The sequence below is a fragment of the Acinetobacter sp. IK31 genome (genome assembly GCF_035615195.1).
Lineage (GTDB): Bacteria > Pseudomonadota > Gammaproteobacteria > Pseudomonadales > Moraxellaceae > Acinetobacter > Acinetobacter calcoaceticus_C.
Genome location: NZ_JANBOB010000030.1, coordinates 118,257 through 142,490, shown reverse-complemented (window position 1 = coordinate 142,490; position 24,234 = coordinate 118,257). Strand labels below are relative to the sequence as shown.

The window sequence follows — 24,234 nt, the reverse complement described above, 5'->3', positions numbered from 1 at the left end:
TCCCTTCAGTCTCTGGGTGCACCAAAGCTGATCAAAATTTGCCTTGCGGTAGAGAGCTTCGTAAGAGAAAGAAAAATAATTTTATAAAACTTCCATATTTTAATAGGGGGATATGACGCAATAGATGGCTTTTTAAGCTTTCGAGAACTATTATTTAAGGCGATATTTATATTTAAACCTTTTTTGCAAAGGCAGAGGAGATTGGTGTTCTCAGCTAAAGGTTAAAATTTCATAAGTCATCATTTATTATTTTCATTCTTTGTAATAAGAATGCCAGCTTTCTATATAAGAAAGTATTATGATCATGAATTATTGCTAGATATTGATGCGATGGGTCATATTAGCGCAACAATTTTGCACTAAATTAGGGCGATTGCGCGCTGTTCTTGTATGCCATAATTTGAAAATGTCTGAATATGGTGCATTTAACTATGCAAACAGTATAATGGGTTCAGGACAAGGGACCTAAATCATGGATAGTTATAAGCAATTCAATGTTTTAGGTAAGTCTTATAAAGTTGGTATGAGATTTGCTTTATAAATACCAGCAATTAACACGCACTTAACAAGTGCAACAAAATTTCATTGGAGCAAAATGAGCATGGCGAACAAGGTCCTTCAACTCATACAAGAAAGTGGCGCAAAATGGGTCGATTTTCGCTTTACTGATACTAAGGGTAAAGAACAGCACGTGACTTACCCAGCTGATTCTATTGATGAAGATACTTTTGAAGACGGTAAAATGTTTGATGGTTCTTCAATCGCTGGTTGGAAAGGTATTGAAGCATCTGACATGATTTTACGTCCAGATGCAGAAACTGGTTTTGTTGACCCGTTCTTTGCTGAACCAACTGTTGTTGTGACTTGTGACGTTATTGAACCTTCAACTGGTCAAGGTTACGAGCGTGACCCACGTTCGATTGCTCGCCGTGCAGAAGAATACTTAAAATCTACAGGTATCGGTGATACTGCATTCTTTGGTCCAGAACCAGAATTTTTTGTATTTGACGAAGTGAAGTGGGACATCGATATGTCTGGCGCTCGTCATACATTAATCGCTGAAGAAGCTGCTTGGTCTACTGGTAAAGATTACGAGTCAGGTAACTCTGGTCACCGTCCACGTGTTAAAGGCGGTTACTTCCCAGTTCCTCCGGTTGATTCTTCACAAGATATGCGTGCAGAAATGTGTGCGAAAATCGAAGACATCATGGGCCCAGGTCGTGTAGAAGTGCATCACCACGAAGTTGCTTCTTGCCAATTAGAAATTGGTGTGAGCTTCAATACACTTGTACGCAAAGCTGACGAAGTTCAACAGTTCAAATATGCTGTTTGGAACGTTGCGCACCAATATGCAAAAACTGCAACCTTTATGCCTAAACCAATGGTAGGTGATAACGGTTCTGGTATGCACGTTCATATGTCTATCTCTAAAGATGGCAAGAACTTGTTTGCTGGTGATGAATATGCAGGCCTTTCTGAAATGGCATTGTACTTTATCGGTGGTGTTATCAAGCATGCTCGTGCATTGAATGCAATCACAAACCCATCTACAAACTCATACAAGCGTTTGGTTCCTCACTTCGAAGCACCAATCATGCTTGCTTACTCAGCGCGTAACCGCTCTGCGTCTATCCGTATTCCATACGTTTCTAGCCCTAAAGGTAAGCGTATCGAAGCTCGTTTCCCAGACCCAATGATGAACCCGTACTTAGGTTTCGCTGCATTGTTAATGGCTGGTATCGACGGTATTCAAAACAAGATCCATCCGGGCGAAGCTGCTGATAAGAACTTGTATGATCTTCCTCCTGAAGAAGAAGCAAAAATCCCAACAGTTGCTCATAGCTTAGATATGGCTCTTGAAGCACTTCAAGCAGATCACGAATTCTTGTTAAAAGGCGGCGTGTTCACTAAAGAAATGCTTGATGCATACATCGAACTTAAAACTGAAGATGTCCGTCGTCTTAACACGACTACTCACCCAGTTGAATTTGATATGTACTACAGCTTGTAATACGTATTTTGTAAAAAAGCCTGCTTATGCAGGCTTTTTTATTGCTCAGAATGTTGATTGAATTCTCTACGTTTTTTATCAAAAAATTGGGGTAAACTAAGTGCGAGTTTTCATGTGAGCAGATTATGCGTAAACGGCAACCAGTACTTAAACAGGAAAAGACTTTAAATCCTGAGTTGAAAACATGGTTGTATGCGTCCGGTTCTCTGACTCAACAATTGACTGATCTTGGTGATGGCCAGTTCAGTGTAAAACCTTTTAAAGAACACTTTCAGCGTTTAACTTTTGCAGATAGCCAATGGATGAATATACCTCATACTCACACCTCATGGGTGCGCGAGACTTATTTATATGGCAGTGAGGTAGAGCCATGGGTGAAAGCAAAAAGTATTTTTCCTATTCTAAGCCTACAAAAAAAAGCCCGCATATTTCAGCACATTGGTTCTAAGCCGATTGGACGTTTCCTATTTCAAAGAACGACACCACTTTGTGACCGCCGTGTCATTCGTTTGCCAGAAGGGTGGACGCGACAAAGTTGCTATACTTGGCATGGGTGTAAATTTATTGTTCAAGAAACATTCTTACCGGCTTTTGAAGCTTTTTTAAATCAGCAGAACGACAAGGAACTACTATGACGACTGCAACAGATACCACATGGCGTCAGCGTTTAGAAGCATACTATTATCTATGTCGATTTGATAAGCCGATTGGAACAGAACTGGTCTTTTGGCCAACCATGTGGGCACTTTGGGTTGCGGCAGAAGGAATGCCGCCATTGCATATTCTTTTGGCAATGGTCTTAGGTACAATTTTTATGCGTGCTGCTGGTTGTGCCATTAATGACTTTGCGGACCGTAAAGTAGACGCACATGTTGAACGCACTAAAACACGTCCATTAGCAACTGGGGTAATTCGTCCGAGAGAAGCAATATATGTATTTTTAGCTCTAGTATTTGCTAGTGCTTGTACTTTGTTTTTTTTACCTATAGCGACATTCTATTGTGCACTAGGTGGTTTGGTTTTGGCATTTATATATCCCTTTATGAAAAGGTATACGCACTTACCTCAAGTTGTTTTAGGTATGGCGTTTTCTTGGGGAATTCCGATGTCATTTACTGCGATGGGTAAGCCTTTAGATATAACGTGCTGGCTTCTTTATTTTGGTAATCTAGCTTGGACAGTCGCTTATGACACTCAATATGCCATTACTGACCGTGAATATGATTTAAAGATTGGTGTGAAATCTACAGCTATTCTTTTTGGTCGATATGACATCCAGATTATTGCGCTTTTACAAGCAACCAGTCTTGTTTTGATTGGTTCGGCACTGTATTTAGAAAATATTTTATTTCCATGGGCGATCATTGCTTTGATTGTTGTTGCATTCGATTTTATATATCAAACAATTAAAACTAAAGACCGCAACCCTCAAGTCTGTTTTTGGGCATTCCGTCACAATCGCTGGGTTGGATTAATCATTTTTCTGGGAATAGTTTTAAATTTCATATAGTAAAAATGACCGTAAGGTTGAAAAGTGTTCTATGCAGAGCACTTTTTTTATGTCTTAATATTTGTGCATAAAAATATGCGGAATAAATAACACATAACATAAAAAGGATATTTTATGAAACGGTCAAAAATTGCTTTAGCTATAACATTATCGGTTTCAGCATTATTTCTTGCAGCATGTAATGACGATGATAATGACTTTATTGGCGTAAATCCTGATAAAACATATATTTCTGAAAAAGCCTATTCTAAGGATAGTTTAGAGGGTGCTTCATCTATAAAAGTCATGACTTATAACATGGTCAATGTACAAGGGAAAACTGCTGAAGCAACGGCGCTAGTGATGTTTCCTAAAGCGACTCAGCCTAAGGATGGGTATCGCGTAGTGGTATGGGAGCACGGCACAGTAGGCGTAGGGGATAGTTGTGCCCCAAGCAACAATACGATTAATCCACGCTTCAAAATTCTAGCGGATACATTATTGGCAGCTGGTTATGTGATTGTGGCACCAGATTACGAAGGTCTTGGTACAAAAGGAATCCATCCATATCTTAATTTAGATAGTGAAGCTAAATCAGCATTAGCCGCTGTTAAAGCAGCAAAAGATCATTATGGTACTCAGTTAAATGGTGATTGGATGTCTATAGGTCAGTCACAAGGAGGTCAGGCATCTATAGGAACTGCTGAATATGCAAATACAGATATAACATATAAAGGTGCGGTTGCAGGCGCGCCTGCATCGAGCTTGGGAATAATTATTCTTGATGTGGCACCAAATGCATTAGCATTAATTGAGCAGCAAGAAATTGCAGGTAATGTAGCTTTAGATAAAAGAGTATCTGTTGACTCTTATGCGACCCTGCTAGCTTATGCAGCTTTAACTGGTGTTGGTATTAAAGCCTATGAACCACGGTTTGAATATAGAGATATATTTCAAACAAGAACAAAGCCTTTAGCTGAGTTTGCAGAAGGAAGTACTGGAGAAAATGGTCTGTGTTTAGATAGTGCTGATCCGAGCCTTAGTCTAATTAATAAATTTAAAGAAGATATTATTAGATTTATGATTGATAACCCAGATAAAAAAGTTATGGATTATCCCGGACTTGATGCTAATAATTTTAAGTCAAATGAGACTGTTCAGAAATTTCTACTCGCAAGTCAGCCTGGTACAAAACGTTTAGATAAACCTGTATATATTGCTCAAGGTAAGCTTGATACCAATGTCCCTTATCCAATTACTCAAATGATGGTGGCTGGACTGGTAAGTTTGGGTTCACCTAACATTAAACTAGATCTAGTAGAAAATGCGACACATACCCAAGCCATTGTTTGTAAAAATGCTGATATCTATCAATTTATACAAACGAATATGCCTGCTAAGACAAATGCTGTTGTAGACCCATCGATAATTGATGCAAGTGGAAAACAAGAATGTACTGGAGTAGCACAATAATTTTTTGTATTTAAAATATTCAAGTTAAAAGGGTCCTAAAGAGGGCCCTTTTTTTGTTATATTGTTACGCATTCTGAAATCGATACCGTTTGAGTTTGAAGCACTTATGAGCCAGCCAACTGTTGAAAAAAAATCTGTTCCTTGGCTATTAATGGGATTAGGTTTACTTATTCCTTTTCTGATTATTGGAATTCTTTTCTTGGCTGCAAAAAGTGATGCTAAAACTAAAAAACAATATGAACAGCAACGTCTAGAAATGGCAAAAAGAATAGCTGAGAAAGAAGCAGCAAATTCTGAAAAGAAATAACACTAGCGTTCTAATGAATATCCTTCTGTAGCTGACGTACAGTCGGAATACTTGTGTAGCGTTTTACAAGGTAACCTGCTTCTGTGAGCATTTGATCACGAATACGATCTTCTTCCGCTTTTTCAAGGTGAGAAGGGTCATCTAACTCAATAATGGCAATTACTTCCATCTTGTCATTAAGCACAACAAAGTCAGTAACTTTACGGTTGAACTGACTACGAATTTTATAGTCCTTACTGGTAATTAAAGCGCTAAAAGCCACTTGTGCTAAAACATGATAACTTGGAAAACTTTGTTTTAAACGGATAAACATTTGAGTTTCAAAGTTGGTAATGACAGGACGAGCAAAGAATTTTTGTTTTGGAAATAAATACGGACGTAAACAAATAACAAGAAAAATGCAGGTGCTTACGCAACCTAAAACAATAAAAAATAAGTGACTCGATTCGAACATGTGAAGGCATCATATAAATAAAAACCCACTCATGATGAGTGGGTTTTTAAGAATCTTGGCTCTCCAACCTGGGCTCGAACCAGGGACCTGCGGATTAACAGTCCGTCGCTCTACCGACTGAGCTATTGGAGAATCTGGAAAAGGATTTTAGGCAGGAAAGGGGGCTGGGTCAAGTCTTAATAATGGAATTAGTGAGAATATCTAATCGTTTGGTTTAAAAATATTCGAAACATTGATTTTATTAAAAATAATAGCAAAACTTTAAATGATTAGAAAAGAAAAAGCCCGCAATAGATGCGGGCTTTTAGAATCTTGGCTCTCCCACCTGGGCTCGAACCAGGGACCTGCGGATTAACAGTCCGTCGCTCTACCGACTGAGCTATGGGAGATTAGTAGATGGCTCTCCAACCTGGGCTCGAACCAGGGACCTGCGGATTAACAGTCCGTCGCTCTACCGACTGAGCTATTGGAGAATCTGATGCGCATTTTATGGATGAAATCTAAAAGCGTCAATAAGAATATTAAAGAAAATGAATCGTTTGCTTGATTAATATGCTTTTTTAGTATTAAAAATAAAAAAACCACCCAAAATAGGGTGGTTTTTTATAAAGAAATAAAATTATTTCTCTACACCAGCTGGTTGACCTGCAAGTTTCGCGTTTGCATAGTCCCAGTTCACAAGGCTTTCTAAGAAAGTTGCGATGTATTTAGGACGTAAGTTACGGAAATCGATGTAGTAAGCATGTTCCCATACGTCAATTGTTAATACAGCAATTTGACCATGTGCAAGCGGAGTGTCTGCATTAGAAGTTTTAGTAATAGATAATTTACCGTTTACTTCATCAGCAACTAACCAAGCCCAACCTGAACCGAATTGAGTTGTTGCAGCAGCAGTAAATTCTTCTGCAAATTTTTCGTAGCTACCAAAAGCTTCGTCAATTTTAGCAGCGATTGCGCCAGTAGGCTTACCACCACCATTTGGCTTCATAGAATTCCAATAGAATGTATGGTTCCAAACTTGAGCAGCGTTATTGAAAATACCAGCTTTAGATGTATCACCAGCAGTTGCTTGGATGATTTCTTCTAAAGTTTTACCTTCAAGGTCAGTTCCTTTGATTAAGTTGTTTAAGTTAACAACATAGGTATTGTGGTGTTTATCGTGATGGTATTCTAAAGTTTCTTTACTAATATGTGGCGCTAAATCATCATAGCCATATGGAAGTGCAGGTAAAGTAATGGTTGTCATGTTCCTATTCCTTGCATTTGCTGGGTTATACAATTAAGTGGCTCTATTGTAAATGATTCTGTTCACAATAGGGCATCGTTTTAAAGAACTATACACAATAAAGATCTAATTAATACGCATAACACAGATTGAAAAAAAGACTTAATTAAATCGGATTATTCAATTCAAAATATTCAGATTCAATTGAAAATTGTTTTGAAATTGCTTGGGCTAAACGTTGAACTCCGTAGCGTTCAGTTGCATGGTGACCACATGCAAAATAGTGAACGCCTAATTCTTTTGCTTCATAGAAAGTCCGTTCACTGACTTCACCTGAAATATAAGCATCGCAATTTTGCAAAGCCGCTTTAGCAATAAAATCTTGCGCGCCACCCGTACAAAAGCCTACTTTTTGAATGCTTTGCTTCTCGGCTGGTAAATGAATTACTTTAAAATCAAAGCTATCTTGTAATTTTGATTTAAACTCTTCAATAGAAACAGCTTGCTCTAAATATCCAATATTTCCAATTGGATGCTTTTCGGCTAAATCGAGTGGCTCTAAATGGTGTAAGCCCAATTTTTCTGCAATGGCGACATTGTTACCCAAACTTGGATGTGCATCTAAAGGCAGGTGGTAAGCCACGAGTGAAATATTATTTTGAATGAGTTTTTTAATGCGGTTGCCTCGCATTCCTGTAATTGGGTACGGTTCGCCTTTCCAAAAATAACCATGATGTACGAGTAATAGATCGGCATTTTGAGCAATCGCTGCATCAATTGCATCTTCTGACGCAGTAACGGCACAAACGATACGTTTTACTTCAGTTGAACCTTCAATTTGCAGGCCATTTGGTGCGTAATCTTTAAATTCTGCTGCTTTTAAGGTTTGGTCGCACCACTGAATAATTTCATGCAAATTCGCCATGATATTTCCTGAATTGAGTAGTAAATAATTGCTAAAGCTATAGAAACATATTTTGTTGTGTAACTAAAGCTAGACAAATCTTTTTTGAGTTTTTTATGTATATCGACATATTTAATTTAAAATGCTTAACTGAAAACTCTTTTTGTTCAATATATTAATTTAATTAAAAACTTCTTTGCGTAGAGGATATGAACGTGCGCCGCACCTTTACATGGTTACCTTGGGTGTTACTTATTATTGTAATTGCCAGTTTTATTGCATGGCAAAAATACCATCAGCCGAAACCAACTGTTGCAGTTGATGGGGTGCAAATGCCTGCCGAGAAAGTTGAACCACTGGTTAATACTTCACGAACGGGTGGGGTGGTGTCTTATAGTGCAGCGGTAAAAGTTGCAGCTCCAGCAGTCGTCAATATTTTTACGACCCAGAAAGTTAAACAAAATCATCCATTGTTAAGTGATCCAGTATTCCGCGAATTTTTTGGAAATCAGGTTCCTGAACAACAACAGCAAAATGAAAATAGTCTAGGCTCTGGGGTTATTGTACGTGCTGATGGTTATATTCTTACCAATAATCATGTAATTGCTCAGGCCGACCAAATTGTAGTTGCATTACGTGATGGACGCCGTGCAGAAGCAACTATTGTTGGAACAGATCCAGATACGGATTTAGCTGTAATTAAAATCGATTTAGATAAATTACCTGTATTGCCATTTAAGTTGAGTGGGAATGAAGTGGGTGATGTTGTCTTGGCGATTGGTAACCCATTTGGAGTAGGGCAAACGGTAACTCAAGGTATTATTTCTGCTACCGAACGCTCCGATTTAGGCATCAATACCTATGAAGATTTCATTCAAACAGATGCTGCAATTAACCCAGGTAACTCAGGCGGAGCTTTAATTGATGTCGCTGGTAACTTAATTGGGGTAAATACCGCTATTTTCTCTCAGTCAGGTGGCTCTTTAGGCATTGGTTTCGCAATTCCAGCTAAAATCTGCCAACAAGTATTAAACTCGATTTTGAAAGATGGTCGTGTTGTACGTGGATGGTTAGGCATTAGTTTAGTGCCACCTACACAAGAAGATGTATTAGCACCGAAACAACAAATTGGTGTTTTGGTTGCAGATGTCTTGAAAAATGGGCCAGCAGCTTCAGCCGGTATAAAAGTCGGTGATAAGATTGTTCAGGTAAATAATCAACCAATCACTTCGGCATCTCATTTGATTAATTATGTTGCATTACAAGCGCCTAATAGCGAAATTAATGTAATGATTGAGCGAGCTGGGAAGCAAGAAAACTTTGTGGTAACAGTTGGTGAAAGAAAAAACCAAAATAGTCAATCTCAATTTATACCGTTACCTAAACAATAGAGACAAAAAAGCCTCGTAATGAGGCTTTTTTATTGGCTTAAATTAAGAATGTGTAGGGGGTTGATGTTGATGTTTGAACTCAGTTAAAGCATCAATGCGATATTGAATTAACATTTCACCAATTTCAGCACCCTTAATGTTCTCTGGTAAGTCCTGAACTTTAATAGAGCGAACCACTTGCATTGCATCTAACATATATTGAGCTTGAGGATAGGGACGATCTTCTAAGCCTAGTCTTCCTTTAGCATCGCACTCACATGCCTGCACAAAAGCTTCCACTCTCTCAGGACGACGTAATACATCAAGACGTTGTAATAAACGCCATACAGTTCCTGGTTTTAACGACATAATCTGATGACATTTTAAGTGTTCTTTACACACCGATAAAGCCAACTGTCGAGTTTGAGTTGGAACCTTTAAACGTTCACATAATTCGGTAACGGGTTTCACTCCGCGTTCTTCATGCATGATATGGCGAGGAAGTTCGTTAGCTGGAGTTAATGCTTTACCCAAATCATGTACTAAAACAGCAAACCGAACATCAAGCGAGTAGTTTGACTTACACGCTTGCTGTAAAGACATGAGGGTATGTATGCCGCAGTCTACTTCGGGATGGTATTCGGGACGCTGTGGTACACCAAACAAAGCATCAATTTCAGGGAAAAGGTGTTTTAACGCACAGCAATCCCGTAATGTCTGAAAATAAATATCTGCATGATCTTCTAAAAGAGCGCGTGACGTTTCTTTCCACACACGTTCTGGTGTTAAGGCGTCAAGTTCACCTGATTCCGCCATCGTTTGCATGAGTTGTAAGGTTTCAGGTGCAATATGAAAGCCATATGAAGAATATCGAGCTGCAAAACGTGCGACACGTAAAACACGTAAAGGATCTTCAGCAAAAGCTTCTGAAACATGTCGTAAGGTTTTATTTTCTAAATCAGTCTGACCGCCATAGGGATCATATAATTTACCATCTTGATCCATTGCTATGGCATTGATGGTTAAATCACGACGAATTAAATCTTCTTCTAAACTTACTGTGGTATCGGTAAAAAACTGAAAACCGTGATAGCCCTTACCGGACTTTCGTTCAGTACGTGCAAGTGCATATTCTTCTTTAGTTTTAGGATGAAGAAACACAGGAAAATCTTTGCCTACAGGTTGAAAACCTTGGGCGAGCATATGTTCAGGTGTTGCTCCGACCACAACATAATCTTTTTCTTGATAGGGATGCCCAAGTAGAGAATCTCGGACGGCACCGCCTACTAAATACACTTGCATGAAAAAACCTCTATTCTTCAAGCAATCATGCTACAGAATAGAGGTTTTCTCAAGTCATTAGACAGGCTTTTCGTAAAAAGCTCTTTCTAAATTATTTTTCTAATTGCTGGATTTCAGCAACAGTTAAAGCAGTCATATTAATAAGACGACGAGTGGTTGCTGTCGGTGTCAAAATATGAACTGGTTTTGCTGCGCCAAGCAAAATTGGACCAATGGTAACGTTGTTACCAGAAGTTGCTTTTAACAAGTTAAATGAAATATTTGCTGCATCTAGATTTGGCATAATGAGCAAGTTTGCAGAACCTTTAAAACGCGAACCTGGGAACGCAAATTGACGAATATTTTCGTCTAATGCTGCATCACCATGCATTTCACCTTCAACTTCAAGCTCAGGAGCTTGCTCAGATAAAATACGGTAAACTTCACGCATTTTTTGAGCGCTTGAATCGGTTTGATCGCTACCAAAACTTGAATGAGAAAGCAGAGCTACACGTGGAGTAATGCCAAAGCGACGTACTTCTTCAGCTGCCAAAATAGTCATTTCAGCAAGTTGTTCAGCAGTCGGGTTAGTGTTTACGTAGGTATCTGCGATAAACAAGTTGCGATCTTCAAGCATTAATGCATTTAATGTGAAGAAGTTATTCATGCCTTCTTTAAGACCGATAACATTGCGTACAAAGTCAAGGTGAATGTTATAGCTACTGTAAGTACCACATAACATACCGTCTGCTTTACCGAATTTAACCAGTAGAGATGCAATTAAAGTTGAACGGCGACGAGCTTCACGTTGAGCATATTCAACAGTGATGCCTTTGCGTTGCATTGTTTGATAGTAGTCTTTCCAAAACTCTTCATACATTGGGTTTTGTTCTTGATCTACAATCTCAATATTTACGCCATGTTGTAAACGTAGGCCTAATTTTTTGATATTTGCTTCAATTACAGCCGTACGACCTACTAAAATTGGTTTAGCTAAATCTTCATCAACAGCAATTTGTACTGCACGTAATACGCGTTCGTCTTCACCTTCCGCATATGCAATGCGTTTAGGATCAGCTTTTGCTTGAGCAAAAATTGGTTTCATCAAGAATGCAGAGTTATACACAAACTCAGACAATTTTTGACGATACACAGCGAAATCTTCGATAGGACGAGTTGCTACACCTGAGTCCATTGCAGCTTTAGCCACAGCTGGTGCAATTTCTAAAATTAAACGTTGATCAAGTGGGCGTGGAATTAAATAGTCACGACCGAATGAAGCAGATTTTTCACCATATGTTGCTGCGTCAGCTTCAATATGAGCCATACGCGCAATTGCATGTACACATGCAATTTTCATATCTTCATTAATAGTAGTTGCGCCAACGTCAAGTGCACCACGGAAAATGTATGGGAAACATAATGCGTTGTTTACTTGGTTTGGATAGTCAGAACGGCCAGTTGCCATAATCACGTCAGAGCGTACTTCATGTGCATGTTCAGGTAAAATTTCTGGATCTGGGTTTGCCAAAGCAAAAATAATAGGGTTTTCAGCCATCTGTTTCACCATTTCTTTGGTGAGAATACCAGCAGCAGAAAGACCCAAGAACATATCAGCGCCAGTCATTACTTCATGAAGCTGGGATGCTGTAATATCTTGAACATAACGTTTTTTAGATTCATCAAGCCCTTCGCGAGAAGTCGTTAATAGACCACGAGAATCGGCAACAATAATATTTTCTTTTTTAGCACCAAGCGCACAAAGCAAGTCTAAACATGAAAGTGCTGCTGCACCTGCACCTGAAGCTACGATTTTGATTTCATCAATTTTCTTATTTACAAGTTGCAATGCATTAAGCAAAGCTGAACCTACAATAATACTTGTACCATGTTGATCGTCATGGAATACAGGAATTTTCATACGTTCACGAAGTTTCTTTTCAATATAGAAACATTCTGGCGCTTTAATGTCTTCGAGGTTGATACCACCGAAAGTTGGCTCAAGAGAGGCAACAATATCGACGATTTTATCTGGATCGTTTTCTGCAATTTCGATGTCAAATACGTCAACACCAGCGAACTTCTTGAAGAGAACGCCTTTACCTTCCATTACAGGTTTAGAAGCCAATGGGCCAATATTACCTAAACCAAGAACAGCGGTACCGTTAGTGACTACAGCAACCAAGTTTCCGCGTGCTGTATATTTAGCAGCAGTTGAAGGATCACGTTCAATCTCTAAACATGGCGCAGCAACTCCGGGTGAGTAGGCTAAAGCCAAATCTCGTTGGTTGACAAGTTGCTTACTTGGGGTGACGCTGATTTTCCCTGGGTTTGGATATTCATGGTAATTTAAAGCGGCCTGTTTTAAAGATTGATCGTCCATCTGAGTCTCTATTTGATACAAAAAAGCAAACTAGTCAAATCACTCATTCAGGGGAAGGCAACTCGGTTCTTTTACTATGCTTTAATTTTTATCAATTAAGAGAATAGTAGACGAATTGCCAATAGCCCTGTAGTGAGCTAAATGCTAAAGAATATAACACTACTTCTTTATTTCTCACAGTCAAAAACGCTCATTTTTGGAAAAAGCAGCATATGTAAAAATCGACCGTTTGAACAACTAAGAAATATGAGAATTTGTTTGTAGATAAGGAATAATCTGCTCAGCTGGGATAGGACGACTAAAGAAATAGCCTTGTAAAAAATCACATTGCTGTTTTTGTAGATAGGCAACTTGTTCCTCTGTTTCTACACCTTCGGCAACCAGTTTAAGCCCCATACTTTTACCCATCGCAATCATGGCATTTACAATGGCTTCTTGTTTGTGATCACCGATTTTAGAAATAAATGCACGGTCAATTTTTAATACATCAATTGGATATTCTGTCAGATACGCCAAAGAGGAATAACCAGTACCAAAGTCATCTAGGGCGATTGAAATATCTCGTTGTTTTATCGCATGTAATAACGTTTTGACGTTATCAGTATTATCCAAGAGGGCTGACTCAGTAATTTCAAGTTCGAGATCTGCACCTTGTATATTATATTTCTGCAAAATTTCATCAATATCATTGAGTAATAAGCCTCGATGTATTTGCTGGGCAACAATATTTACAGAGACTTGAATATTTGCGTAGCCTGCATTTTTCCATTCTTGTAATTGTTTTCCAACTTTATCTAAAACGACTTTGCCAATATCTGAAATCAGGCTACTACGCTCAGCAAAAGGTATAAACATATTTGGCATGACTAATCCTTTTTCGGGATGCTGCCAACGAATTAATGCTTCAAAACCTATAATTAATTGATCTTGTAGACTAATTTTGGGCTGGTAATAAATGACAAATTCATTATTTTGAATGGCCTTACGTAACTCTTGTTCTAAGTCAGCAGTTTTATAGGGATGTTCTGCTTTATTGCAATAGTAAGAAATGGTATTGCCTCCTAAGCGTTTTGCTTCTGAAAGTGCTTGTTCTGCATGGTTGTTAAGATGATCAATTTGTCGGCCATGCTCAGGAAAGCATGCAACACCGATAGATGCCGTAATAAAATATTCGTGATTATCAATATAAAAAGGTGCGTTAAGTGCTTGTAAGATATTTTGGCAATATTGCTCAATATTTGGATGAATTGGAGAAATTTCATAAATAATTGCGAAATCGTCACTATTTAAATAAGCAACCAAAATTGCATTAATATTGATTAAGCGTAATCTTTGTGCAAACTGTTTAAGAAGTTCATCACCACTATCATTATTTAAAAACTCATTGAAGGCGCGAAAACGGTCAATGTTTACTCGTATTAATGCTAAGTTTTTAATGTTATATGAAGGATTTACAAGATATTGATGTAGTTGATTGTAATAGTAAAGGCGATTAGGCAAGTGGGTGAGACTATCGTAATTTTTCAAATAAGATAGATGCTGTTCTTGACGTTTTTGCTCAGTGAGATCACGTGCAAATCCAATATAATTAGTAATTTGATTGAACTCATCTTTGACTACATTGATGTGCAACCACAAATATACACTTTTACCAGAACTAAACTTTTCATCAAATTGGCCCATATATTCTCCGGTTTCGAGGAGCTGCTGGGTAATTGAGGTATGAAATTGTTGTTGGAGTTCTTTTTGATTAATTGTAATACTAAACAATTCTTTATTTAGAAGTTCTGTTTTAGAAAATCCAGTTAATTTTTCATAGTAAGGGTTAATATCAATATAGTTCAGGTGCTCATCTAAGATAAATATGCCTTCCGCCGCTTGTTCAAGCACAATTGCCGATAGTCGTAAGTGTTCTTGATCTTTTTTCTCTTGATGTATGTCTCGGGTCATACCAACCATTCGAAGCGCTTTTTGTGTTTTGGAATCTCTCGTAATGACACGACCCACATCCTGAATCCATCGCCATGAACCGTCTCGACGTAAAATTCTGAAATTAATATTAAAATGATCTGTAGTTCCTTCCAGATGTTGCTTTAAACGTTCTTCAAAAAGTTTTTTATCACTTGGATGTACGCGGTCTAAAATGCTATTGAGATGAATAACGGTCGTCTGTGTTTGCTTTTGTTGATCGAAAAACGTAATTTCTAATTTTTGATTTTCAATATCCCAGTCCCAAGGCCGAATACCTGCCGTTTCATGTGCAAAAGCTAAATTGTAGTGATGGTTTTCGAGTTGCTCATTCATTTTGGTGAGATCGTAAGTGCGTTCACGTACCTTTTGTTCAAGCAAATGGTTATTAAACTGAAGCTGTGCTTCAATATCTTTAGATTTATTCACTTCTTGTTGAAGCTGTACACATAACTCTTCAGCCCACTGAGTGTGCTGATCTGAAATTTGAACAAGCTGTTTATTTTTAAATAATAGTTGAGAGATCTTTTGATAGTTACGTTGAGTTGCGTAAGCACAAAAGACCGTTGCTACAAAAGCAAAGTTGTATGCGAAATAAAAAGGTAGTTGAGTAATAGGTGTGTGTGTGAATTGAGCCATTAATAAGGGCAATGTACTTGGGATAAACAGAAAATAAAAATATCGAGGCTGTTGAGTAAGAAAAGTAAGACCAATGATATGAGCTGACGTGATAAACAACGCAATTAAAATATGCGTATCTGGTACTGAAACTAACTCGGGCGGAAGATAAAAATGAATAATTATAATGTTTATCCCAAGTAAAATACCTGAAATGAAACAAGTACCTTGCAGGATAAGATCTGTTTTTTTTATAAAATTAGTCGTACGGTAGTGCGGTAAGATGTTTGGAGTAAATAATAAACAAATAAGAGTTAAGACGGTAACGCCGATAGACCAAGTAAATATTGTTATTGCAGTTGAAAAATAATACGCAAAAATAGCATATGAAATTAGACAGAGTAGTATTAAGCTAATTAAATACCAGCGTATATGTTGAATTGAAAGTTTTAGCTGCTCAATTTTTATTTGATGCTGTAAATATTCTTCCTGAAGCCCAGACATAAGATTTTTCTATCCTATTTTTTTACATATATACAGAAAGAATCTGATTTATCAGTAATAAAGAATTTAAAATTTTATTCATACAACAAAAGTAAATTAACTTTAAATAGCGATTTAATCAATGTTCAATGAACTTAGGTGGATAAAAACCGATAATTTAAAATTGATAAAGCAACGACAGGCGCAGTTTCTGTACGTAAAACACGGTCACCAATACACCAGTTCATAAAACCAGCTTGATTCGCTTGAGTAATTTCATTTTCGCTTAAACCGCCTTCTGGTCCAATCAATAAGGCAAGTTCAGGTTGTATACCAGCTAATACATCTTTTTGTTCTTTTTCTGGGGCTAAAACAAATTTTGAAGCGGGCAGTTGAGTAGAGCTTAGCCATTCACTTAGAGAAATGGGCGCTAACACTTCTGGAACGATGTTAAGACCACATTGTTCACAAGCTGCAATTGCTACAGCTTGCCAATGATCTAATTTTTTTTGATCTCGGTCATACTTTAAGCGCATTTCACAGCGGTCGCTTGTAAGCAATTGAATTTGACTTACCCCAAGTTCAGTTGCTTTCTGAATGGCATAATCCATTCGGTCACCTTTACTCATGACCTGACCAAGAATAGCTTTAAATGGAGCGCTGCGGTTATTGGGGTTAAAATTCTCAATCGTGATAAATGCATTTTTTTTATTAATTTCGGTCAGTGTCACGAGATATTCACCACCTTGACCATTAAAGAGAATAGCTTGTTCTTGTAATTGTGCACGTAAAACGCGCACCCAATGATGAAATACTGATTCAGTTAGTTGAATTGTTGAACCAACTGTAAGTTCAGTTTCGATAAAAAAACGATTCATTGGGTACGCCTTACAAAATTAATTTAAACCAAGATCAACGACAAGTTGACGAGTTGGTTCGACTTGATTCATTGAATAGAAATGTAAGCTTGGTGCACCACCTGTAATCAGGCGTTCACATAGTTTAACAACAACTTCATGACCAAAAGCTTTAATACTCTCACTGTCATCACCATAGGCTTGTAATTGTTTACGAATCCAGCGAGGAATTTCTGCACCAGTACCATCAGCAAAACGAATTAAGTTGCTGGCATTGGTAATAGGCATGATGCCAGGAGCCACCGGAATATTAACTCCAGCTTTTTCTAAGCGCTCCATAAAATAAAAATATGAATCTGGATTAAAGAAGAATTGAGTAATTCCTGCATTAGCACCAGCTTGTACTTTTTCAATAAAACGTTGGATATCAGAGTCAAGATTCTCAGCTTGAGGATGCATTTCTGGATAAGCTGCAACTTCAATATGAAAATGATCACCTGAATGCTGACGAATGAAACGTACTAAATCTTGAGCATACGGGAGTTCGCCCAGTCCGACTTGACCAGAAGGTAAATCACCACGTAAAGCGACAATACGGTTAATGCCTTGCGCTTTATAGAGGTCGAGTAGCTCAGCAATACGCGCTTTATCATCACCAATACAAGAAAGGTGAGGAGCAACTGGTGTACCTTTGCCATTGAAATCGTCAATAGCAGCAAGAGTACGTTCACGAGTAGAACCACCAGCACCATAGGTAATCGAGAAGAAATCTGGATTTAAGGGTTGTAATTCTTGATGAACAATACGAAGTTTTTCAGCACCGGCATCAGTTTTCGGTGGGAAAAACTCAAAAGAAATGGGTATACGTTTAGTCATGTCAAATCCTTGTAAACAGCGAAACAATATTTTTAGAAAAAAGGGCAGTCGGTTCACCGTCTGCCCTTAAGTTCTTAGTATTTGTAAGCGTCAGACTTGAATGGTCCCTCAACAGCAACACCTAAATAGCCAGCTTGCTCTTGAGTTAATTGAGTAAGTACACCACCAAAACCTGCAACCATTGCCGCAGCAACTTCTTCGTCAAGTTTCTTAGGAAGAACTTCTACACGAATTTTTGCAGTTTTTTCGTTTGCAGGAAGGTCAGCAAATTTCTCTTGGAATAAGTGAATTTGACCTAACACTTGGTTAGCAAAAGAACCGTCCATCACGCGTGATGGGTGACCAGTTGCATTACCAAGGTTTACAAGGCGACCTTCAGAAAGAAGAATGAGGTAGTTATTTTCATCTTCAGAACGATAAACTTGGTGAACTTGTGGCTTAACTTCAACCCACTTGTAACCACGTAAATAAGCAGTATCAATTTCTGTGTCGAAGTGACCGATATTACATACAACTGCACCAGCTTTTAAGCTATCTAACATTGCAGCATCACATACGTGGTAGTTACCAGTAGTAGTTACAACAAGGTCAGTGTTGCCAAGTAAGTCTTGGTTAATATCTTCTTTTTTGCCTGTTTGTACGCCGTTTTTGTATGGAGATACAACTTCATAGCCGTCCATACATGCTTGCATTGCACAAATTGGGTCAACTTCAGTTACACGAACGATCATGCCTTCTTGACGTAAAGATTGAGCAGAACCTTTACCAACATCACCATAACCGATCACAAGCGCACGGCGGCCAGACAAAAGCATGTCAGTTGCGCGTTTGATTGCATCATTTAATGAGTGACGGCAACCATATTTGTTGTCGTTTTTAGACTTAGTAACTGAGTCATTTACGTTGATTGCAGGTACTTTCAAAGAACCGTCTTTCCACATTTCGATAAGACGTTGAACACCTGTTGTGGTTTCTTCGGTAATACCGTGAATGCGTTCTAAAAGAGCTGGATATTTGTCATGAACAAGAGCAGTTAAGTCACCGCCGTCATCCAAGATCATGTTGGCATCCCAAGGTTGACCATTAACATTAACTTGTTGTTCAAGGCACCACATATATTCTTCTTCAGTTTCGCCTTTCCAAGCAAAAACTGGAATACCGCGAGCAGCAATTGCAGCAGCAGCATGGTCTTGAGTTGAGAAAATGTTACATGAAGTCCAACGAACTTCAGCACCTAATTCAATAAGCGTTTCAATAAGAACCGCTGTTTGAATGGTCATATGAATACAACCAAGGATTTTTGCACCAGCGAGTGGTTTAGACGCTGCATAACGTTTACGTAAACCAATTAAAGCTGGCATTTCTGCTTCAGCAAGTTTGATTTCTTTACGACCGTAGTCAGCAAGTGAGATGTCAGCAACTTTATAATCTGTAAATGAAGCATTAACCGCGTTCATCAGGATCTCCTAGGAAAAAAATAGTATGGATCGTTCTGTTCGCGGATGCCGTTGTTGGTTAAAACGAGTGTTTAACCGATTGTCGAGCCTGGCAAATTGATCTTTAGTGCCGATCATTTGTCGCAGCATCCCTCGACTAGCGCAACATTGTACTTCGAAAAGCTTTTAGTGCCAATCCAGTTTTGTTTATTATCTACTTAATTACGACTTTAGATTTAAATTATGGCCTTAAATATTCCCGAATCTTTGGCAAACCTCGAAGCGAATAGCGGTGTTTTTGCGGTTTGGATGGTACTTCGGCATCATGGGGTTCAAATTGATATTTCCGAGCTGATTCAAATTTGTCGATACGATGAAGACGGCACCTATACAATTGCCTTGGCTGTTGCTTTAAAGAAATTTGGGTTTGATGTGTCATTTTATTCGGATAAAGATCCAAATATTAGCCCAAGCGAGCGCATAAGTTATAAAGAAGCAAATGTATTGAAAATACCAACGAGCCCAGCGTTAAGCTATCAGGATATTCAAGCTGCAATTCAAAATGGAAAAATGGTCATTGTCTATTACGACACTTTAGAGGGTATCGGAAATCAGTCACTGATCTATTCTATAGATCAAAATGAAATCTGCTTTTTTGATAGTTTTGAACCGATGTCAGCGGCAGTCTTTAAAAAGCAACGTGAAGTAGAAGGCATTTGTCGTCAGGCTATCGTGATTGATGATCGTAATTTTCAAATGCATTCAATCAAATTAAATTAGATAAAAAAGAGCCAGTAGAGTGCTGGCTCATATTAAAGTTATTTTTGTTGATATTCTTGAATCACTTCTAAAGCCGCTCGAAAGGCTTCTTGAGTAGCAGGGGCACCGCAATATGGCAGACTATGCAATAACGTTTCTTGAATTTCTTCAACTGTACAACCATTGTTGAGCGCGCCGCGAACATGGCCTTTGAGTTCAGTTGGTGACTTAAGTGCAGTTAACATTGCCAAAGTAATTAATGAACGATATTTGCGCGGTAATACGCCTTCACGTTGCCAAGTTGAACCCCATGCATGCTCATTAATCCAGTCTTGCAATGGCTGGGTAAACGGAACAGTATTGTCTTGCGCACGTTTTACAAAAGCTTCTCCCATCACTTCGGTGCGAACTTTTAATCCATTTTCGTAATCTTGCTTAGACATTAATTTCTCCTAAAAATAAAAGCGTCGATTGACGCTTTTATGGCTGTTTATTAATTAATGCGAATCACAAGTGATTGCAATAGTGAATTAGTGGAGGCGTCAGTCACTAAATTTGATGAGGGTTAGATAAAGGAAGATCTTTATCTAAATGTTCATCAAAAACATCTGTAAGCATGCTGTCGAATCGAATTGCGTTGTATTGCAATAATTGCTGAGCCTCGCTTTCAGAAATGAAACCTTCTTTTGTAGCTTGTGCAATATTCTCTTCAAAAGTAAGTCCTTTAAATTTCCCTTTAGATTCAGCTTTCTTAAACTTATCCCAAAGTGGTTCAAGAGTCCGTAAAATTTGGAAGGCATGTTCTAAACGTCCAGTCACATCATCGGCTTTAGTTGAATAAAACACATGATGTTTAAGTTGCTCTCTGAAAGGGTGCTCTTGCATCATAAGTTCAGCGACTTGTTGTTTTAACTCATCATCGGGTTTTGAAATTACACGACCAAAAGGGAAACAGATCCATTTCACAAATGCTGCGGGAAGTTTAGCTGGGAAGTTTTCAAATAATCCCCAAAATGCTTCCTGAATATTCAAGAAAGCTTTTTGCAGAGCTAATTTAGCGTGAAGTTGTTCAGCCTCAGTTTTTTGGCCAGCTTCATAAAATTTTAAAATCGCAGTAGAAATAAAAAGGTGGGCATGAATATCGGCCAAACGACCTGACAACATTTCTTTGCGTTTTAAGTCTCCGGCAAGTAAGCCAAGCGCCATATCTGCAACCAAAGCAAAGTTGGCGCTAAAACGGTTAATTGTCTTATAGTAACTGGCAGTAAATTGATCTACTGACTGAGGAGCATCGCTTGAACCACCTGTCCAACCATAAGCAAATGATTTTGCGCCTCGGTTAAAGGTATAGGCTAAATGTTTAAATAACAAATTATCGAATTTTTTGACTGAAGTGCTTTTATCTTCAGACTGAAGTAGTTGCAACTCTTCAAAAAGGTAAGGGTGACAACGCATTGAACCTTGACCAAAAATCATCAATGAACGAGTTAAAATATTTGCGCCCTCCACTGTAATTGCAATTGGAATTGCTTGATAGGTGAGTGCAAGGAAGTTACGTGGTCCAAGTTGAATCGCACGTCCTCCGGCAATGTCCATTCCATGATTAACCACTTTGCGCATCGTTTCAGTGGCATAGTATTTTGCCATGGCGGTCATCACGGCGGGTGTTCCACCTTGATTTAATCCACAAGTGACTAAATAACGGAATGCTTCAAGCATGTAGGCATCGCTGGCAATTTCACTGGTTGCCTCTTGTACGCCTTCAAATTTACCAACAGAGATATTAAATTGCTGGCGAATTTTCGCAAAAGCTCCCACAGTTAAATAGCTCATTTCACCTGCGGCGGTTGCTAGGGCTGGAAGGGAAATACCACGGCCAACGCCTAAGCACTCCATCAGCATTCGCCAGCCTTTACCAGCATTTTCTTGACCACCAATAATCCAGTCAATTGGAATGAAAACATCTTCTCCTTCTACGGTTCCATTCATAAATGGAGAACCTGGAAAATGACGCGCTCCTATTTTTACGCCTGCATGACTTGCAGGAATGAGTGCACAGGTAATACCGTATTCTGTTTTATTTTTATCACCGAGTAGACCTTCTGGGTCATAAAGCTTAAATGCAAGACCTATGACTGTGGCAATTGGTGCAAGCGTAATCCAGCGTTTAGAAAAATTCATGCGTAGCCCAAGAACTTGAGCACCTTCATATTCGCCGTAACAAACAACGCCTGAATCTGGAATGGCACCAGCGTCTGAACCTGCTTCTGGGCTGGTTAAACCAAAGCAAGGAATCTCTTCACCTTTGGCAAGGCCAGGCAGATACTGCTGCTTTTGAGCATCGGTACCGTAGTGCATGAGCAGCTCACCCGGCCCCAACGAGTTTGGAACCATACAACTCACCGCGGTGGTGAGTGAGCGTGAAGCAATTTTGCTCATAATGCGACTTTGTGCGAATGAGCTAAATTCTTTACCACCAAAAGACTTTGGAATAATGAGTCCTAAAAAACCTTTATCTTTAATAAATTGCCAAACTTCAGGAGGAAGATCTTTTAAGTGATGATGAATTTCCCATTCATTTAGCATGCTACAAAGTAATTCAACTTCATTATCAATGAAACTTTGCTCATCTTCTGACAACGTTGGGTAGGGATACTTTTCAAATTGAGACCAATCAGGTGCTCCCATAAATAACTCTTTTTCCCACCAACTGGTACCAGCCTCTAAAGCCTCTTGTTCTGTGGTACTAATGCTCGGCATTGAATTCGCTAAAGCCTTATAAGCAGGCTTGGTAATCAGGTTAAACCGTAATGGTTCAACTAAAATAATGATGCTGAGCGCAATAATTGGAATACCTAAAAGCAGAGACCACGGTGTTAGCAAGAATGCCGAAAGTAGGGCAACAATAATGGCCACACCGCTACCAAGAACTTTATTTAAGTTAAAATAGAAAATTGCCCATACTGCAATAAGCTGAATAATAATACTTAATATAAAGAGTAGGAAAATCATACTTGCTCCTTACTAGCTAAGCTCTCAGGTGGATGACGTTACAAAAGCGAGGAGATATTTAAGGCTTAACTAGCTGTTTAGTTGCTGTTTAAATTTGAGTTTTTATGTCGCAAATATTGATGTATATGCTAGAGCAGGGATATATCGTACTTTTAGGTATAAGATATTTTTGAGTGAAAGTGTAAGGCGTTATTTTATTGATTTGTCAAGAAATGTTATTGATTTTCTTATACAAATAAAAAGCCCTCTGTGTTAGAGGGCTTTTATAGATATTTAATTTATTAAGCTTCGACGGTTTGAACAGCAATTTTTTTAGCTGGATCTACTTTACGACGAACTTCTGGTACTGGTTCACCATGGTATTGACGATCAGCAAAGTAACTTGAACGAACCATTGGTGCAGACCAAATATTTCTAAAACCAAGTTTGCGGCCATGCTCTGCATAACGTTCAAACTCTTCTGGTGTTACAAAGCGGTCAATTGGTGCGTGTTGTTTAGAAGGCTGTAAATATTGACCAATAGTGACATAGTCAACATCGTGAGCGCGTAAGTCATCAAGTAATGCAATGACTTCTTCTTCAGTTTCACCAATACCCACCATCAAACCACATTTTGTTGGGATGTCAGGGCAATATTCTTTAAACATTTTGAGCAAGGTTAAAGAATGTTGATAATCTGAACCTGGACGCATTGCTTTATATAAGCGAGGTACAGTCTCAATGTTGTGGTTAAATACGTCTGGCGGACATTCGGTCATAATGCGTAAAGCAATATCCATACGTCCACGGAAGTCAGGTACTAAAATCTCAAGCAATGTAGTCGGGCTAAGTGCACGAGCTTCTTTAATACAGTCCACAAAGTGTTGTGCACCGCCGTCAAGCAAGTCATCACGGTCAACAGAAGTAATTACTGCGTACTTGAGTTTCAGATTGGAAATGGTTTCCGCCATGTGACGAGGTTCGTCAGCATCTAGGGCATTTGGACGACCATGTGCAACATCACAGAAAGGACAACGGCGCGTACAAATATCGCCCATAATCATGAATGTTGCCGTACCGCCACCAAAACATTCTGGGAGGTTAGGGCAAGCTGCTTCTTCACAAACGGTATGGAGTTTTTGAGCACGTAAAGTCGTTTTAATACGCTGAACTTCTTCTGGTGCCGTCATCTTGACACGAATCCAGTCAGGTTTACGCGGCACTTCAACCGTAGGTACAACTTTTACAGGAATTCTCGCGACTTTTTCTGCGCCACGAAGTTTTACACCCTGTTCAGGTTTACGGTGTTCTGACATATTTAACTTTTCCACTCGTTTATAGAGACATTG

At 38.7% G+C, this 24,234-nt stretch carries 19 protein-coding genes and 3 tRNA genes; 7 read left to right on the top strand and 15 right to left on the bottom strand.

All coding sequences use genetic code 11. From position 1 onward, the window contains the following. Window positions 1-595 precede the first annotated feature (595 nt). From glnA to MSG66_RS14140, 5 genes are all read left to right on the top strand, one after another. Complete coding sequence (gene glnA / locus MSG66_RS14160; RefSeq protein WP_003650573.1) at window positions 596-2,011, top strand: type I glutamate--ammonia ligase; 1,416 nt, start codon at window positions 596-598, stop codon at window positions 2,009-2,011. A 125-nt stretch (window positions 2,012-2,136) separates the two neighbouring features. After that, the gene (locus MSG66_RS14155) at window positions 2,137-2,646 is read left to right on the top strand and encodes a chorismate--pyruvate lyase family protein (protein ID WP_133972440.1); all 510 of its coding nucleotides are present in this window, start codon (window positions 2,137-2,139) and stop codon (window positions 2,644-2,646) included. After that, on the top strand, window positions 2,643-3,521 hold the full coding sequence (gene ubiA / locus MSG66_RS14150) for a 4-hydroxybenzoate octaprenyltransferase (RefSeq protein ID WP_133972442.1): 879 nt from the start codon (window positions 2,643-2,645) through the stop codon (window positions 3,519-3,521). Before MSG66_RS14155 ends, ubiA begins: the two co-directional genes overlap by 4 nt. A 114-nt stretch (window positions 3,522-3,635) precedes the next feature. Further along, window positions 3,636-4,973 carry an alpha/beta hydrolase gene (locus tag MSG66_RS14145; protein WP_324654433.1) on the top strand — a complete coding sequence of 446 codons (1,338 nt, stop codon included), beginning with the start codon at window positions 3,636-3,638 and terminating at the stop codon, window positions 4,971-4,973. Between the two features lie 106 nt (window positions 4,974-5,079). After that, window positions 5,080-5,280 carry a hypothetical protein gene (locus tag MSG66_RS14140; protein WP_004643520.1) on the top strand — a complete coding sequence of 67 codons (201 nt, stop codon included), beginning with the start codon at window positions 5,080-5,082 and terminating at the stop codon, window positions 5,278-5,280. Between the two features lie 10 nt (window positions 5,281-5,290). Here MSG66_RS14140 and MSG66_RS14135 read toward each other — a convergent pair whose 3' ends face one another. The 6 genes from MSG66_RS14135 to MSG66_RS14110 all read right to left on the bottom strand — a co-directional run bounded on the left by MSG66_RS14135 (window position 5,291) and on the right by MSG66_RS14110 (window position 7,884). Further along, a complete protein-coding gene (locus MSG66_RS14135; RefSeq protein WP_042898000.1) occupies window positions 5,291-5,734 on the bottom strand; it encodes a DUF2726 domain-containing protein in 444 nt (147 codons plus the stop codon). A 56-nt stretch (window positions 5,735-5,790) separates the two neighbouring features. After that, window positions 5,791-5,866, bottom strand: a tRNA-Asn gene (locus tag MSG66_RS14130). Window positions 5,867-6,047: 181 nt separating this feature from the next. After that, window positions 6,048-6,123, bottom strand: a tRNA-Asn gene (locus MSG66_RS14125). Window positions 6,124-6,131: 8 nt separating this feature from the next. Beyond that, window positions 6,132-6,207 (bottom strand) — tRNA-Asn (locus MSG66_RS14120). 146 nt (window positions 6,208-6,353) lie between these two features. Further along, on the bottom strand, window positions 6,354-6,980 hold the full coding sequence (locus MSG66_RS14115) for a superoxide dismutase (RefSeq protein ID WP_133972448.1): 627 nt from the start codon (window positions 6,978-6,980) through the stop codon (window positions 6,354-6,356). A 145-nt stretch (window positions 6,981-7,125) separates the two neighbouring features. Continuing rightward, window positions 7,126-7,884 carry a Nif3-like dinuclear metal center hexameric protein gene (locus tag MSG66_RS14110; RefSeq protein ID WP_262474335.1) on the bottom strand — a complete coding sequence of 253 codons (759 nt, stop codon included), beginning with the start codon at window positions 7,882-7,884 and terminating at the stop codon, window positions 7,126-7,128. A gap of 194 nt (window positions 7,885-8,078) precedes the next feature. Between MSG66_RS14110 and MSG66_RS14105 the strand changes: the two genes are divergently transcribed. Next, on the top strand, window positions 8,079-9,254 hold the full coding sequence (locus MSG66_RS14105) for a S1C family serine protease (RefSeq protein ID WP_133972452.1): 1,176 nt from the start codon (window positions 8,079-8,081) through the stop codon (window positions 9,252-9,254). Window positions 9,255-9,296: 42 nt separating this feature from the next. Here the strand turns inward: MSG66_RS14105 and MSG66_RS14100 are convergent, their stop codons facing one another. The 6 genes from MSG66_RS14100 to ahcY all read right to left on the bottom strand — a co-directional run bounded on the left by MSG66_RS14100 (window position 9,297) and on the right by ahcY (window position 19,156). Then, window positions 9,297-10,535: a multifunctional CCA addition/repair protein gene (locus MSG66_RS14100; protein WP_324654432.1), complete on the bottom strand. Its 1,239-nt coding sequence runs from the start codon at window positions 10,533-10,535 to the stop codon at window positions 9,297-9,299. A gap of 91 nt (window positions 10,536-10,626) precedes the next feature. Next, window positions 10,627-12,897: an NADP-dependent malic enzyme gene (locus MSG66_RS14095; RefSeq protein WP_324654431.1), complete on the bottom strand. Its 2,271-nt coding sequence runs from the start codon at window positions 12,895-12,897 to the stop codon at window positions 10,627-10,629. A gap of 237 nt (window positions 12,898-13,134) precedes the next feature. Beyond that, entirely contained in the window at window positions 13,135-15,987 is a 2,853-nt protein-coding gene (locus MSG66_RS14090; RefSeq protein WP_133972456.1) for a putative bifunctional diguanylate cyclase/phosphodiesterase, read from the bottom strand. Between the two features lie 134 nt (window positions 15,988-16,121). Then, entirely contained in the window at window positions 16,122-16,844 is a 723-nt protein-coding gene (locus MSG66_RS14085) for a 16S rRNA (uracil(1498)-N(3))-methyltransferase (RefSeq protein ID WP_324654429.1), read from the bottom strand. A gap of 18 nt (window positions 16,845-16,862) precedes the next feature. Next, window positions 16,863-17,699, bottom strand: coding sequence for a methylenetetrahydrofolate reductase [NAD(P)H] (gene metF, locus MSG66_RS14080; protein ID WP_202741545.1), 837 nt, complete (start codon window positions 17,697-17,699; stop codon window positions 16,863-16,865). Between the two features lie 74 nt (window positions 17,700-17,773). Beyond that, window positions 17,774-19,156, bottom strand: coding sequence for an adenosylhomocysteinase (ahcY, locus tag MSG66_RS14075; protein WP_042897237.1), 1,383 nt, complete (start codon window positions 19,154-19,156; stop codon window positions 17,774-17,776). Window positions 19,157-19,378: 222 nt separating this feature from the next. Here ahcY and MSG66_RS14070 point away from each other — a divergent pair, with 222 nt between their 5' ends. Beyond that, the gene (locus MSG66_RS14070; RefSeq protein ID WP_324654428.1) at window positions 19,379-19,915 is read left to right on the top strand and encodes a cysteine peptidase family C39 domain-containing protein; all 537 of its coding nucleotides are present in this window, start codon (window positions 19,379-19,381) and stop codon (window positions 19,913-19,915) included. Between the two features lie 38 nt (window positions 19,916-19,953). On the opposite strand, the gene MSG66_RS14065 is transcribed toward MSG66_RS14070, so the two are convergent. The 3 genes from MSG66_RS14065 to lipA form a co-directional block, all read right to left on the bottom strand. After that, window positions 19,954-20,337 carry a carboxymuconolactone decarboxylase family protein gene (locus tag MSG66_RS14065; protein WP_042897233.1) on the bottom strand — a complete coding sequence of 128 codons (384 nt, stop codon included), beginning with the start codon at window positions 20,335-20,337 and terminating at the stop codon, window positions 19,954-19,956. A gap of 106 nt (window positions 20,338-20,443) precedes the next feature. Beyond that, window positions 20,444-22,906 carry an acyl-CoA dehydrogenase gene (locus tag MSG66_RS14060; protein ID WP_324654427.1) on the bottom strand — a complete coding sequence of 821 codons (2,463 nt, stop codon included), beginning with the start codon at window positions 22,904-22,906 and terminating at the stop codon, window positions 20,444-20,446. A gap of 281 nt (window positions 22,907-23,187) precedes the next feature. Next, window positions 23,188-24,201 carry a lipoyl synthase gene (gene lipA, locus MSG66_RS14055; RefSeq protein ID WP_004790988.1) on the bottom strand — a complete coding sequence of 338 codons (1,014 nt, stop codon included), beginning with the start codon at window positions 24,199-24,201 and terminating at the stop codon, window positions 23,188-23,190. Between the last annotated feature and the right edge of the window lie 33 nt (window positions 24,202-24,234).

Excerpts from the sequence above, each read along its gene's own strand:
- glnA (WP_003650573.1), top strand. The coding sequence starts at position 596 with ATGAGCATGGCGAACAAGGTCCTTCAACTCATACAAGAAAGTGGCGCA.
- MSG66_RS14155 (WP_133972440.1), top strand. The coding sequence starts at position 2,137 with ATGCGTAAACGGCAACCAGTACTTAAACAGGAAAAGACTTTAAATCCT.
- ubiA (WP_133972442.1), top strand. The coding sequence starts at position 2,643 with ATGACGACTGCAACAGATACCACATGGCGTCAGCGTTTAGAAGCATAC.
- MSG66_RS14145 (WP_324654433.1), top strand. The coding sequence starts at position 3,636 with ATGAAACGGTCAAAAATTGCTTTAGCTATAACATTATCGGTTTCAGCA.
- MSG66_RS14140 (WP_004643520.1), top strand. The coding sequence starts at position 5,080 with ATGAGCCAGCCAACTGTTGAAAAAAAATCTGTTCCTTGGCTATTAATG.
- MSG66_RS14135 (WP_042898000.1), bottom strand. The coding sequence starts at position 5,734 with ATGTTCGAATCGAGTCACTTATTTTTTATTGTTTTAGGTTGCGTAAGC.
- MSG66_RS14115 (WP_133972448.1), bottom strand. The coding sequence starts at position 6,980 with ATGACAACCATTACTTTACCTGCACTTCCATATGGCTATGATGATTTA.
- MSG66_RS14110 (WP_262474335.1), bottom strand. The coding sequence starts at position 7,884 with ATGGCGAATTTGCATGAAATTATTCAGTGGTGCGACCAAACCTTAAAA.
- MSG66_RS14100 (WP_324654432.1), bottom strand. The coding sequence starts at position 10,535 with ATGCAAGTGTATTTAGTAGGCGGTGCCGTCCGAGATTCTCTACTTGGG.
- MSG66_RS14095 (WP_324654431.1), bottom strand. The coding sequence starts at position 12,897 with ATGGACGATCAATCTTTAAAACAGGCCGCTTTAAATTACCATGAATAT.
- MSG66_RS14090 (WP_133972456.1), bottom strand. The coding sequence starts at position 15,987 with ATGTCTGGGCTTCAGGAAGAATATTTACAGCATCAAATAAAAATTGAG.
- MSG66_RS14085 (WP_324654429.1), bottom strand. The coding sequence starts at position 16,844 with ATGAATCGTTTTTTTATCGAAACTGAACTTACAGTTGGTTCAACAATT.
- metF (WP_202741545.1), bottom strand. The coding sequence starts at position 17,699 with ATGACTAAACGTATACCCATTTCTTTTGAGTTTTTCCCACCGAAAACT.
- ahcY (WP_042897237.1), bottom strand. The coding sequence starts at position 19,156 with ATGAACGCGGTTAATGCTTCATTTACAGATTATAAAGTTGCTGACATC.
- MSG66_RS14070 (WP_324654428.1), top strand. The coding sequence starts at position 19,379 with ATGGCCTTAAATATTCCCGAATCTTTGGCAAACCTCGAAGCGAATAGC.
- MSG66_RS14065 (WP_042897233.1), bottom strand. The coding sequence starts at position 20,337 with ATGTCTAAGCAAGATTACGAAAATGGATTAAAAGTTCGCACCGAAGTG.
- MSG66_RS14060 (WP_324654427.1), bottom strand. The coding sequence starts at position 22,906 with ATGATTTTCCTACTCTTTATATTAAGTATTATTATTCAGCTTATTGCA.
- lipA (WP_004790988.1), bottom strand. The coding sequence starts at position 24,201 with ATGTCAGAACACCGTAAACCTGAACAGGGTGTAAAACTTCGTGGCGCA.